This is a genomic window from Acidovorax sp. (assembly GCF_021287135.1).
Classification (GTDB): Bacteria; Pseudomonadota; Gammaproteobacteria; order Burkholderiales; family Burkholderiaceae_C; genus Acidovorax.
The window spans coordinates 137,307-149,512 of sequence record NZ_JAJTBB010000078.1; the positions used below are offsets into that span (position 1 = coordinate 137,307).

The 12,206-nt window shown below is 67.1% G+C and carries 15 protein-coding genes; 9 read left to right on the plus strand and 6 right to left on the minus strand.

The annotated features are described in order from the left end of the window. Positions 1-5: 5 nt before the first annotated feature. Together modB and modC are read left to right on the plus strand one after the other, a co-directional pair. Positions 6-677, plus strand: coding sequence for a molybdate ABC transporter permease subunit (gene modB, locus LWW96_RS18025; protein WP_291489238.1), 672 nt, complete (start codon positions 6-8; stop codon positions 675-677). Continuing rightward, entirely contained in the window at positions 674-1,750 is a 1,077-nt protein-coding gene (gene modC, locus LWW96_RS18030; protein WP_291489239.1) for a molybdenum ABC transporter ATP-binding protein, read from the plus strand. Before modB ends, modC begins: the two co-directional genes overlap by 4 nt. A 191-nt stretch (positions 1,751-1,941) precedes the next feature. Here modC and LWW96_RS18035 read toward each other — a convergent pair whose 3' ends face one another. Genes LWW96_RS18035 through LWW96_RS18060 form a run of 6 tightly spaced genes read right to left on the minus strand, consistent with a single transcriptional unit; the run spans position 1,942 to position 5,805 of the window. Next, on the minus strand, positions 1,942-2,667 hold the full coding sequence (locus LWW96_RS18035) for a YkgJ family cysteine cluster protein (protein ID WP_291489240.1): 726 nt from the start codon (positions 2,665-2,667) through the stop codon (positions 1,942-1,944). A 13-nt stretch (positions 2,668-2,680) separates the two neighbouring features. Then, positions 2,681-2,929, minus strand: coding sequence for a zinc ribbon domain-containing protein (locus LWW96_RS18040; RefSeq protein WP_291489241.1), 249 nt, complete (start codon positions 2,927-2,929; stop codon positions 2,681-2,683). Then, complete coding sequence (locus tag LWW96_RS18045; RefSeq protein ID WP_291489242.1) at positions 2,916-3,359, minus strand: ArsC/Spx/MgsR family protein; 444 nt, start codon at positions 3,357-3,359, stop codon at positions 2,916-2,918. The genes LWW96_RS18040 and LWW96_RS18045 overlap by 14 nt, the downstream gene beginning before the upstream one ends. Next, positions 3,356-4,342 carry an ADP-ribosyl-[dinitrogen reductase] hydrolase gene (draG, locus tag LWW96_RS18050; protein ID WP_291489243.1) on the minus strand — a complete coding sequence of 329 codons (987 nt, stop codon included), beginning with the start codon at positions 4,340-4,342 and terminating at the stop codon, positions 3,356-3,358. Before draG ends, LWW96_RS18045 begins: the two co-directional genes overlap by 4 nt. After that, on the minus strand, positions 4,335-5,180 hold the full coding sequence (locus tag LWW96_RS18055; protein ID WP_291489244.1) for an NAD(+)--dinitrogen-reductase ADP-D-ribosyltransferase: 846 nt from the start codon (positions 5,178-5,180) through the stop codon (positions 4,335-4,337). Before LWW96_RS18055 ends, draG begins: the two co-directional genes overlap by 8 nt. A gap of 16 nt (positions 5,181-5,196) precedes the next feature. After that, positions 5,197-5,805 (minus strand): hypothetical protein, encoded by a 609-nt coding sequence (locus tag LWW96_RS18060; RefSeq protein ID WP_291489245.1) that lies wholly within the window; start codon positions 5,803-5,805, stop codon positions 5,197-5,199. A gap of 434 nt (positions 5,806-6,239) precedes the next feature. Between LWW96_RS18060 and nifH the strand changes: the two genes are divergently transcribed. From nifH to LWW96_RS18095, 7 genes are all read left to right on the plus strand, one after another. Next, a complete protein-coding gene (nifH, locus tag LWW96_RS18065; RefSeq protein WP_291489246.1) occupies positions 6,240-7,121 on the plus strand; it encodes a nitrogenase iron protein in 882 nt (293 codons plus the stop codon). An 87-nt stretch (positions 7,122-7,208) separates the two neighbouring features. Next, the gene (gene nifD, locus LWW96_RS18070; protein ID WP_291489247.1) at positions 7,209-8,666 is read left to right on the plus strand and encodes a nitrogenase molybdenum-iron protein alpha chain; all 1,458 of its coding nucleotides are present in this window, start codon (positions 7,209-7,211) and stop codon (positions 8,664-8,666) included. 27 nt (positions 8,667-8,693) lie between these two features. Next, a complete protein-coding gene (nifK, locus tag LWW96_RS18075) occupies positions 8,694-10,253 on the plus strand; it encodes a nitrogenase molybdenum-iron protein subunit beta (RefSeq protein WP_291489248.1) in 1,560 nt (519 codons plus the stop codon). Between the two features lie 131 nt (positions 10,254-10,384). Further along, entirely contained in the window at positions 10,385-10,702 is a 318-nt protein-coding gene (locus tag LWW96_RS18080; protein WP_291489249.1) for a hypothetical protein, read from the plus strand. A gap of 10 nt (positions 10,703-10,712) precedes the next feature. Next, positions 10,713-11,198 carry a hypothetical protein gene (locus LWW96_RS18085; protein WP_291489250.1) on the plus strand — a complete coding sequence of 162 codons (486 nt, stop codon included), beginning with the start codon at positions 10,713-10,715 and terminating at the stop codon, positions 11,196-11,198. Positions 11,199-11,207: 9 nt separating this feature from the next. Further along, the gene (locus tag LWW96_RS18090; protein WP_291489251.1) at positions 11,208-11,564 is read left to right on the plus strand and encodes a hypothetical protein; all 357 of its coding nucleotides are present in this window, start codon (positions 11,208-11,210) and stop codon (positions 11,562-11,564) included. A 132-nt stretch (positions 11,565-11,696) separates the two neighbouring features. Beyond that, positions 11,697-12,176: a ferritin family protein gene (locus LWW96_RS18095; RefSeq protein WP_291489252.1), complete on the plus strand. Its 480-nt coding sequence runs from the start codon at positions 11,697-11,699 to the stop codon at positions 12,174-12,176. Positions 12,177-12,206: the final 30 nt, after the last annotated feature.

The window sequence follows — 12,206 nt, forward strand, 5'->3', positions numbered from 1 at the left end:
CTCCCATGCTGTCCGCACAAGACCTTGCCGCCGTCTGGCTGACCGTGAAGCTGGCGGCCCTCACCACAGCGCTGCTGCTCCTGCTGGGCACGCCCGTGGCCTGGTGGCTGGCGCGCACGAAATCCCGCCTCAAAGGTTGGGTCGGCTCGGTGGTGACGCTGCCTCTGGTGCTGCCGCCGGCCGTGCTGGGCTTCTACCTGCTGGTGCTCATGGGGCCGAACGGGCCGGTGGGCCGGCTCACCCAGGCGCTGGGCCTGGGCCTGCTACCCTTCAACTTCGCCGGGCTGGTGGTCGCGTCCTGCCTGTACTCCATGCCCTTCGTGGTGCAGCCGCTGCAGCAGGCTTTTGCCGCCATCAGCCGTGCGCCCATGGAAGCGGCGGCCACCTTGCGCGCTTCGCCGTGGGACGCTTTCTTCACCGTGGCGCTGCCGCTGGCGCGGCCGGGCCTGCTCACCGCTGCGGTGCTGGGCTTTGCGCACACGGTGGGCGAGTTCGGCGTGGTGCTGATGATCGGCGGCAACATCCCGGGCAAGACCCAGGTGCTGTCCATGGCGATCTACAACCATGTGGAAGCGATGGACTACGCCAACGCCCATGGGCTGGCTGGCGGCATGCTGGTGTTTTCGTTCGCGGTGCTGCTGGCGCTGAACAGTCTGCAGGGGAGGCGCCAAGCATGACCCTGGATATCCGTTTCCGGCAGGATTTCCCCGGCTTCACGCTGGATGTGGATCTGAGCCTGCCAGGCCAGGGCGTGAGCGCGCTGTTCGGCTCCTCGGGCTGCGGCAAGTCCACGCTGCTGCGCTGCATCGCCGGGCTCAATGCCGCGCCGCAAGGCCGCTGCATGGTCAACGGCGCGATTTGGCAGGATGGCACCCACAGCCTGCCCACACACCGCCGCCCGCTGGGCTATGTGTTCCAGGAGCCGACGCTGTTCGCCCATCTGAGCGTGCAAGCCAATCTGGACTACGGCCGCCGCCGCGCCGGCGACGCAGGGCAGCGCGTGGCGCGCGAACGCGCCATCGAACTACTCGGAATCGGCCACCTGCTGCAGCGCCGCACCGACGGCCTGTCGGGCGGCGAGCGCCAGCGCATCGCCATTGCACGTGCCCTGCTCACCGGCCCGCAGTTGTTGCTGATGGACGAGCCCATGGCCGCGCTGGACCTGGCGCGCAAGAACGAGCTGATGCCCTACCTGGAGCGGCTCACGCACGAGCTGGACATCCCCGTGGTCTATGTGAGCCACGCGCCGGACGAAGTGGCGCGGCTGGCCCACCACATCGTGGCCATGGAAGCGGGCCGCGTGGTGGCCTCCGGCCCGCTGGCCGAGGTGCTGTCGCGCGTGGACCTGCCGATCCGTCTGGGCGAGGACGCGGGCGTGGTGCTGGAAGGTGTGGTGGTGGAGCGGGATCTGCAGTGGCACCTGGCGCGCATCGCCTTCCCCGGCGGCTGCCTGTGGGTGCGCGACGGCGGGCAGGGCCAAGGCACCACCGTGCGCATTCGCATCCTGGCGCGCGACGTGAGCCTGGCGCTGTCCCCGTCGGCCGATACTAGCCTGCTCAACAGCCTGCCGGTGGTGGTGGATGCGCTGGGCGACGAGAACCACCCGGCACTGGTGCTGTGCCGACTCAAAGTGGGCAGTGGTTCGTCGTCGCTGCTGGCGCGACTGACGCGGCGTTCGGCCGCTGCGCTGTACCTGCAGCCCGGTCAGGCCGTGTGGGCGCAGATCAAGGCGGTGGCTTTGATCGGCTGATTCAGGCGCTGGGCCACCCCAAGCCTCAATCGCGCCCCTCCGGGGGCAGCCACTCGCGCCGCGCCTTTGCAGAAACCTTGTTGTGTGCGCTGGGCACTGAGGGCGCCGTGCTGGCCTACAACGCCGGCTTCGAACGCGAGCTGGCCCGGTGGTTCGACGGCGTCGCCCCCGCGCTGGACGCGCCTCGGCCCTCACAGCCGCATCTCATCAAACCCCGCCGCCATCGCCGCACGCAACTCCAGATCCGCTGCCGCATCAGCCAGCGGGTCTTCGCCCTGTTTCCACCCGGCCTGGGCGCCGGGCCGGTCCAGCGCCAGCACCAGGGCGTGGTTGAGTTCGTAGGCGCCCCAGGCTTTGCCCTGGTCGCGCAGCGCGGCCTGCAGGGCGGACTGCAGCAGCAGGCGCACCAGGCGGTGCGGGCCGGAGAAGGGCACTTCGTCCACGCGGCCGGCAGCGGCGTCGGCGCAAGCGCGCCGGTCGTGTGAGGCGTGGCCGCGGCAGGCCAGGGGCCGCGCGCGGTGGAGGAGGCACACGCCTTGAACGACGAAGGCGCAGCGGCGGCGGGCGGCGACCCGGGTGGCCTCATGAAGGCCTCGGGTGGCGGCGTCGGCTGCGCGCACGGCACCGATCAGGTCGATGCCGTGGCGCTGCAGGGCGGGGGCGGTGGCGCGCAGGTAGTCGGCCAGCACAAACACTTCGGGCGCCAGGGCGGTCACACGCAGCGTGCAGCAGCTGGCGCAGCCTTTGGCGCACTCCACCGGGGGCTGGCCTTCGCTCTGGATGGCGACGTTGCCGTCGAAGCTGTCCCAGGCCTGCAGCAGCGCGGCTTCGCTGCCCTGCGTGGCCAGGGTGTGCGTGAAGGCGGCGCGCTGTTCGCGGAAGAAGGCGTCGGCGCCGTGGCCGGTGGTGTCGCTCATGGCGCCCCTTAGGTCAGACGCTCTTGCCCTTGAGCAGCCGCGCGCGTTCGGATGGGCTGTAGTGGTTGAAGTGGCCGGCCGCGTCGGCCGCGCGCCGGTTGGACATGCGGATCGCTTCGATCTTGCCGGCCGGGGCGATGCGCGAGACGCACTTGTCCAGCTCGGTGCTGGCGCAGTGCGGGCAGGTGGGCACGGTGCTGGCGCGCACCAGCAGCTCGAAGTCGGCGTTGCAGGCTTTGCAGTGGTAGTCAAACAGCGGCATGGTGGTCTCCGGTGCGGCACGCGTGGGTGGGGGAACTGCAGCCTTCGAGCGAGGCCGGTCTCTGGGCCGAGGGTTCGAGGCCGATCCAGGCGCTGACGGCGGCGGTGTCGAAGCCCACATGGCGGCTGCCATCGGCGGTGTTCTGCATCAGCGGGCGGCGGATGAGCAGGGGATCGGCCATGAGCAGGGCCAGGGCGGCGTCGGCGGTCAGCGCTTCGGGCACTACCTCGCCGCTCTTGATGCGCGGGGCGGCGCGGTTGAACCAGTCGGCCACGGGCAGCGGTGCCAGGAATTCCAGCAGGGCTTCGCGCGTCCAGGGCTCGGTCAGCAGGTTGCGCTGCTCCAGCGTGTGGCCGGCGGCTTGCAGCGCGGCGCGCTGGCGGGCATTGCCGTTGCAACCGGGTTTTTCGAAGAAGACGACGTGGGTCATGCGGATGCTCCGGTGGGCACGGCGGTGGTGTCGGACAGCTGGTCCGCCAGGGCGAGCAGGCCGCTGGTCTGGTCGGTGATGGCGCGCACGGTGGCCGGTTGCAGGCGGCTGACCCAGCGCCAGGGCAGGCGGCTGGCGCCGCAGCGCGCGCCGGCCAGCATGCCCACCAGGGCGCCGGTGGTGTCGGCGTCGTCGCCCTGGTTGACGGTGGCGATGACGGCGTCCTCCACGTCCTCGTGCGTGCGGATGAAGTGGAGCACGGTCTGCACCGTGTCCACCACGTAGGCGGTGGCGCGGCCGTGGTAGGGGGTGTGGCGGAACGCCGGTTCTTCGGCCACCCACTGGTCGATGCGCTGGCACAGGCGCGCGTGGTCGTCGCCCGCGATCAGCCCGCGCAGCAGCCGGCCCAGGCCCAGCGTGGCGGCATCGGACAGAGGGTGGTGGTGGGTGACATGGGCCTGTGCGAGGGACAGGCGCTCGAACGCCGCGCGGTCGCCCAGCGTGGCCAGGGCCGCCGGCAGGTTGCGCATGGCCGCGCCGTTGCCGCCGTCGCCGTCGTTGGGCGGACCGCTGAGGCTGCCATCGTGCAGGTAACGGAGGATGCCGCGGCGGCAGGTGTTGCCGCAGTCCACCGGGCCGGCGCGCCACCAGGCCAGGTAGGCGTCGCCGATGTGGCGCACGAGGGTGTTGTCCTGGCCGTCGCGCAGGGCGGTGATGCCGCTGGCACCGCCCTGCAGCAGCGCGTCGCCCAGGGCCAGGCTCATGGTGGTGTCGTCGGTGACCTGGCCGCGCGCGAGCTTGAGCCAGCCGCCGCCGACGATGTCGCGGTGGGTGCCGTAGTGCAGCAGGATCTCGCGCGGGCGCATGAATTCCACCGTGGCGCCCAGGGCGTCGCCGATGGCCAGCCCCAGATAGGCGCCCAGGGCCTTGTCGAAGCGGGCGTGGAAGGCGATGTGCAAAGGGGCGGGGTGAAGATCAGCCATAACGTGCCACCACCTCGTAGTCTCCGCCCAGGGCGAGCACCTCCTGCTCGCCCTGCAGCACCTGTCCGGTCAGCAGGCCCGGAAACACCAGCAGTTTGCTGGCGGGCACCCGCACCTCGAACACCCAGTCGCCGAAGCAGCCCGCATCTTCTGGCGACAGGCTGAACGACACCAGATTGTTCAGCCGCACGGTGCAGTGGCGGTTTTGCAGGGTTCCGGCCACAAGCTGTTCGTCGCAGCGTGTGCTGCCGCGCCACAGCCGCACATGGGGCGCACCTGCGGCTGCATGCCCCGGCAGGCCGAAGCGCTGCAGCGCCCATTGGCAGAACTCGAACACCAGGTCCAGCTGCTGGTGGATGTTGTTGTTGTGCAGGCGGCTGAAGGTCTTTTCTTCGAGGTAGGTGACCCAGGCCGGCGACGGAAAACGCTGCAGCGGCTGGCGGTGGTGCGTGGGCACCAGGCCGAAGCGGCTCTCCACCCAGCCTTTGAGCACGGCCCCCGCGGGGCTGGCGTTGTCCATGCCCCAGGCCTGCAGCAGCTTGCGCCAGCTGCTGCGCCAGCGACGGCGTTCGGCTGGTCCCAGGTCGGCCGCCTCGTGGGCCGCAGGGCTGCGCAGGCCGAAGGCGATGTCGAGGTAGTGCACGAAGACCTCCGCCGCGTCGTTCAGACTCTGGCAGCGCTTGAGCAGGCTGAACAGACCAGGGTGGCATTCGCGCGTGCCGGCGATGGACAGGGGTACCGGGTGCGCGTTGAACGCGGTGCTGGCCAGCACCCGCGCGGGCACGCCCACGAGGTTGGTGCTGTACCAGCGGTGGGGCTGGACCGGTTCATCGTCCATCGCGGCCGGTCAGCCTTCAGACCGGCCGGTTCTCGTTGACGTTGCGCACCGGGCCCATCAGCGCCAAGCCTTCGTCGTAGGTGATGGTGTCGTAGGTGACGTCGTACTGGAGCGCGGCGTCGGCCACGGCGTCGAGCTTGCCTGCGGTGTCCTTCTTCTTGAGGTCGCCTTTCTCCAGGTAGAGCAGTTCGAGCATCTCGTTGTAGACGGTGTTCTCCAGGATGGGCAGCACGTAGAACATCGAGCCCTTGTAGGGCACCTGGTACTTCTTGGAGAGGTCCAGGTTGTCGCAAAACAGGAAGTACTTGCCACCGGCGCTGAGCGTGTCGCCCAGCGTCTCGGCCACGTCCTTGAGCGACTCGAAGGACAGCAGCCAGCCGCAGAAGAAGGGCAGGTGCGTCTCGCCCGCACGGGCCACCGCCATGACCTGGTCGCAGGTGAGTTCGGGCGGGCGGGCTTCGTCGGCCATCTTGGCAGCAAAGCGCAGCGCCAGTTCGCCGCGAAAGCCGAAGCGGCCGTCCACGTGCGTGGGCGCCTTGAGCACCGGGTTGAGCAGGCGGCCTTCCCGCTGCAGGCGGGCGAACGCGGTGTCTTCAATCGCGACGGGGGCGGTGAGGGTGGTCATCACAAGTTCCTGGTGGGTTGGGGAAGAAAGCTCACCGGCCCCGTCTGCAATGAACGTACCAGCCCCGCAACGTTCGCCACGCGCGCAGCGCTTGCGCGAAAGCGCTTCAAACCCCACACAAAAGCGCTGCGGGCGCTGGTCGAAGGCGTGCCGTTTGCGACGCGCGCGGCGTGCTTTGTCGCATTCTGAACAAAGCCTGCCGAGGTCCGTCACGGGCGGCGAAAAGCATGGATTTCCCTCTGAAAGACAAGCACTTGCGGGGTGTGAAAGTGGAGTTGGAACCGCATGGCACGGAAGGTGCAAAGGAGTGGCTGCGCGGACACAAGTCCGGCCGATGCGTGATCCAGATAAGAAGACCTATAGGCACGTCAGGCTGACCTGGTCGCGGACCTTCGCAACCCGGGTTTCAACCCTTCCTCGATTGGAGTACTGACATGGCATCCCTGCGTCAAATCGCCTTCTACGGCAAAGGTGGCATCGGCAAATCGACCACTTCCCAGAACACCCTCGCGGCCCTGGCCGAGATGGGCCAGAAGATCCTCATCGTCGGCTGCGACCCCAAGGCTGACTCGACCCGTCTGATCCTGCACGCCAAGGCCCAGGACACCATCCTCTCGCTGGCGGCCGAGGCCGGCTCGGTGGAGGACCTGGAGCTCGAAGACGTGATGAAGATCGGCTACCGCGACATCCGCTGCGTGGAGTCCGGTGGCCCGGAGCCAGGCGTGGGCTGCGCCGGCCGTGGCGTGATCACCTCGATCAACTTCCTGGAAGAAAACGGCGCCTACGACGGCGTGGACTACGTGTCCTATGACGTGCTGGGTGACGTGGTGTGCGGCGGCTTCGCCATGCCCATCCGCGAGAACAAGGCCCAGGAAATCTACATCGTGATGTCCGGCGAAATGATGGCCATGTACGCGGCCAACAACATCTCCAAGGGCATTCTGAAGTACGCCAACAGCGGCGGCGTGCGCCTGGGCGGCCTGGTCTGCAACGAGCGCCAGACCGACAAGGAACTGGAGCTGGCCGAGTCGCTGGCCAAGATGCTGGGTTCGCGCCTGATCCACTTCGTGCCGCGCGACAACATCGTGCAGCACGCCGAGCTGCGCCGCATGACCGTGCTGGAGTATGCGCCGGAGTCCAAGCAGGCGGGCGAATACCGCACCCTGGCCCAGAAGGTGCACAACAACGCCGGCAACGGCACCATCCCCACGCCCATCACCATGGACCAGCTGGAAGACCTGCTGATGGAGCACGGGATCATGAAGACCATCGACGAGTCCCAAGTCGGCAAGACCGCTGCCGAACTGGCCGCCTGATCGCCCCCCGGCCCGCCCGGCGGCGCGCCTTTGCAGCGCACCGCCGGGGCGGGGCCACGTGTCATCCCCATCCACTGGAGTTTCCCCATGACCGCCACCGTTGAAGAGCGCAAGGCCGCCAACAAGGCCTTGATTGATGAAGTGCTCAAGGCCTATCCCGAGAAGATGGCCAAGCGCCGCGCCAAGCACCTGAGCACGTTTGAAGAAGGCAAGCCCGACTGCGGCGTGAAGTCCAACATCAAGTCGCTGCCGGGCGTGATGACCATCCGGGGCTGCGCCTACGCGGGCTCCAAGGGTGTGGTCTGGGGCCCCATCAAGGACATGGTCCACATCTCCCACGGCCCCGTGGGATGCGGCCAGTACAGCTGGGCCGCGCGCCGCAACTACTACATCGGCATGACCGGTGTGGACACCTTCGTGACGATGCAGTTCACCTCCGACTTCCAGGAGAAGGACATCGTCTTCGGCGGCGACAAGAAGCTCGACAAGATCATCGACGAAGTCCAGGAGTTGTTCCCCTTGAACAAGGGCATCTCCATCCAATCGGAGTGCCCCATCGGCCTGATCGGCGACGACATCGAAGCCGTGTCCAAGAAGAAGAGCAAGGAGTACGAAGGCAAGACCATCGTGCCCGTGCGCTGCGAAGGCTTCCGCGGTGTGAGCCAGTCGCTGGGCCACCACCTGGCCAACGACGCCATCCGCGACTGGGTGTTCGACAAGACGGACCCCAACAAGCGCCCGGACTTCGTCTCCACTCCCTACGACGTGGCCATCATCGGCGACTACAACATCGGTGGCGACGCCTGGTCCAGCCGCATCCTGCTCGAAGAAATGGGCCTGCGCGTGATCGCGCAATGGTCCGGTGACGGCACGATTGCCGAGCTGGAGAACACCCCCAAGGCCAAACTCAACGTGCTGCACTGCTACCGCTCGATGAACTACATCAGCCGGCACATGGAAGAGAAATATGGCATCCCATGGTGCGAGTACAACTTCTTCGGGCCGACCCAGATCGAGAAGAGCCTGCGCGAAATCGCCAGCCACTTCGACGATGCCATCAAGGCCAAGGCCGAAGAAGTGATTGCCAAATACAAGCCACTGATGCAGGCCGTCATCGACAAGTACAAGCCGCGCCTGCAGGGCAAAAAGGTCATGCTGTATGTGGGCGGCCTGCGTCCGCGCCACGTGATCGGCGCCTACGAGGACCTGGGCATGGAAGTGGTGGGCACCGGCTACGAGTTCGGCCACAACGACGACTACCAGCGCACCACGCACTACATCAAGGACAGCACGCTGATCTACGACGACGTGACGGGCTATGAGTTTGAGCAGTTTGTCGACAAGGTCAAGCCGGACCTGATCGGCTCGGGCATCAAGGAGAAGTACGTGTTCCAGAAGATGGGCGTGCCGTTCCGCCAGATGCACAGCTGGGACTACAGCGGCCCCTACCACGGCTACGACGGCTTTGCCATATTCGCCCGTGACATGGACATGGCGATCAGCTCGCCGATCTGGGGCCTCACGAAAGCCCCCTGGAAGAACTGACCCCACCCCCGTTTCAAGGAGAGCGCCATGCCCCAATCCGCCGACAAGATCCTCGACCACGAACTGCTGTTCCGTGAGCCCGAGTACCAGGAACTGTTCAAGAACAAGAAGGAACAGTTCGAATACAACCACAGCGACGAGAAGATCGGCCAGGTCATCGAATGGACCAAGACCGAGGACTACAAGGCCAAGAACTTCGCCCGTGAATCGCTGACCGTGAACCCGGCCAAGGCCTGCCAGCCCCTGGGCGCGGTCTATGTGGCCAACGGTTTCCACAAGACCCTGAGCTTCGTGCACGGTTCGCAGGGCTGCGTGGCCTACTACCGCTCGCATTTCTCGCGCCACTTCAAGGAGCCAACGTCCTGCGTGTCCTCGTCCATGACGGAAGACGCAGCCGTGTTCGGCGGCCTGAACAACATGGTCGACGGCCTGGCCAATGCGTACAGCTTGTACAAGCCCGACATGATCGCGGTGTCCACCACCTGCATGGCCGAGGTGATCGGTGATGACCTGAACGCTTTCATCAAGACGTCCAAGGAAAAAGGCTCGGTCCCCGCCGAGTTCGACGTGCCGTTTGCCCACACTCCGGCGTTCGTCGGCAGCCACATCACCGGCTACGACAACGCCCTGCTGGGCGTGCTGCAGCACTTCTGGGATGGCAAGGCCGGCACAGCCGAGAAGCTGGAGCGTGTGCCCGACGACAGTATCAACTTCATCGCCGGTTTCGATGGCTTCGTCGTCGGGAACATGAAGGAGATGCGCCGCATCTTCGGCCTGTTTGGCGTGAAGGTGAACGTGCTGTGCGACCCTTCGGGCTCGTGGAGTACGCCGACCGACGGCGAGTTCCGCATGTACGAAGGCGGTACCACCAAGGAAGAGGTGATTGCGGGCCTGCACGCCAAGGCCACCATCGTGTTCCAGGAGTTCTGCTGCGAGAAGACCAGCAAGTATCTTGCAGAAAAGGGCCAGGAAGTGGTGGTGCTGAACGCTCCCGTGGGCGTGGCTGGCACCGACGAATTCCTGATGGCCATCAGCCGCCTGACCGGCAAGCCGATCCCGGCCGAGCTGGAGCTGGAGCGCGGTTTGCTGGTCGACGCCATGGCCGACAGCCAGGCACACCTGCACGGCAAGCGCTACGCGTTGTACGGTGACCCCGACCAGATGCTGGGCTACACACGGTTCCTGCTGGAGCTGGGCGCCGAGCCTGCCCATGTGCTGGCCACCAACGGCAACGACGCCTGGGCCGAGAAAGTGCAGAAGCTCTTCGATAGCTCCCCTTATGGCGCCGGCTGCAAGGCCTACCCCAAGCGCGACCTGTGGCACCTGCGGTCGCTGCTGTTCACCGAGCCGGTGGACTTTCTGATCGGCAACACGTACGGCAAGTACCTGGAGCGCGATACCAAGACGCCGCTGGTGCGCATGGTGTTTCCCATCTTCGACCGCCATCACTACCACCGCTTTCCCACCTGGGGCTACGAGGGCGGCATGCGCGTGCTGGTCAACCTGCTGGACGAGTTCTTCGAAGCGCTGGACGCGAACACCATCGTGGCGGGCAAGACGGACTATTCGTACGACATCATCCGTTGACCCTGGGGCCACGCCGCGTGCGTCACCCCTGCATGGGGTGGCGCGGGGTGGCCTGGCGATCTGGATTCATCGCATCCTCTGCCGGGCTTCCCCTCGGTCGTGGGGTTTCCTTTTTACTTGGGGGCATCTTCATGAGCGCGATCCTGGTCAAGCACACGCTGGATGGGCGGGCGGTCGAGGTGATGGAGGGGTGGGTGTGTCTGGCGGGGTTGAAGGAGGCCGACACGCTGGTGCCGGTGACCGAGCATCCGAACCGGCAGGCCATCCTGGCGGCGGTGCCCGGCGCCACGCACATGGCCGGGCGCCTGCCGCTGACGCACGAGGAGGCCGCCATCGCCCAAGGTGCCATGGCGGCCTCGCAGCGTAGCGTTGACACCCGCCCGGCGGCGATCGCGCAGCGCCTGCGCCGCACCATGTGGGCCAAAGCCGTGGCCGAGGGCGTGGAATGAGCGTGCGGACATGATCTACGTGATCGAGTGCCCGCCCTCGGGCGAACCCATCGCCTGGTTCGCCTACCACCTGACCGACCTTGCACGCAAGGTGGCCGCGCGTGATCCGCTGGAGGCCTGGGAGATTCATGACGAGGTGACGCCGCGCGCCCTGCTGGAGGCGCTGGGCCACGAGCGGGTGGACGTCGCCGTGCGCGCTGCATTCCCCTCGGTCTGTGCGCTCGGCGAACAATACGGCTGGGACACCACGCTCTACCGCGCCGATCACCTGCTGGGCCGCGGTGTGCTCAGCGCGGACGTGGTGAGCGTGCGCGATGCTCTACTGGCTGCGCTCCAGGCGCGGCCCGGGGAGTGCCGCGTTTACTGGAGCGACCAGGAGGCGGTGCTGGCGGCTGAAGGTGCCGACCACTGGCTGTGCGCGAAGCCGCGCTGGCGCGCCCGCCATGCGCTGCACCAGCAACTGCTGTCGCTGGAAGTGCTGGCGGACGATCTTTGAAGGGGTGCCATGCTCCACCGCATGCAGTGCGACATCGTCCGCATGGCTGGCGCGACCATCGGTTCCCTGCTGGCCGAGCTGCAGACCGAGGATGAGCTCTTCGAGAGCGCGGCCACGCTGCACGCCGTGGAGGCGCAGTTGCTGGTGATGTCCCAGACCCTGGCGCATCTGGCGCCGGAGCTGCGCGCCCGGCTGCACCGCATCGACTGGCAGGGCTGGGGGCAGCTGCACCACCTGCTGGAAACCGGCGGCCAGCCCCGGCGCGAAGCGGTCTGGTATGCCGTGCGTTCGCTGGTGCCGGCCACGCTGGAACTGGTTGCCGACCTGCAAAAGCGCGAACCGTGGTGGTTCGGTATCGACTACTGATGGCTACCCCCTTGCGCCGCTTCGCGTCATCCCCCTGGTAGGGGGACCCCACCAGCGGCCCGGCAAACCCGGTTCCGCGGCGTGTGCTGAACAAGGCACGCTCTCAGCGAGCACCACTGATGAAGGAACTGTATGAACTCCGTTGAAGAATTCCTGGCTCACGCGATCCGCATCGAGCAGGAGGCAGCCCTGCGTTTCGGCCAGCTGGCCGATGCGATGGCCACCCAGGGCAACCGCGAAGTGGGGCGCCTGTTCCGCCAACTGGCGGACTATTCGAAGCTGCACCTGGCCGACGCGCGTGAGCGCGCCGGCTATCGCAATCTGCCGCCGCTGCGCCCCGAGGACTACACCTGGCCCGACATCGAGAGCCCCGAGGCAGCCGCGATCTGGGCGGCCGACCCCCTGCTGGGACGCGAGCAGGCCCTGCAGGTGGCGCTGGAGGCCGAACAGGGCGGGCTGGACTACTACACCGGTGTCATGCAGACCACCATCGACCCCGAGCTGCGCGCCCTGGCGAAGGAGTTTGCCGACGAAGAGGCCGGTCACGTGGCTGAGCTGCAGCGCTGGATCGCGTTGCACTACGAAGGCAAGCCGCTCCCAACGGACGTGTGACCGGCTCTGTCGCAAACCATCCGTCGGTAT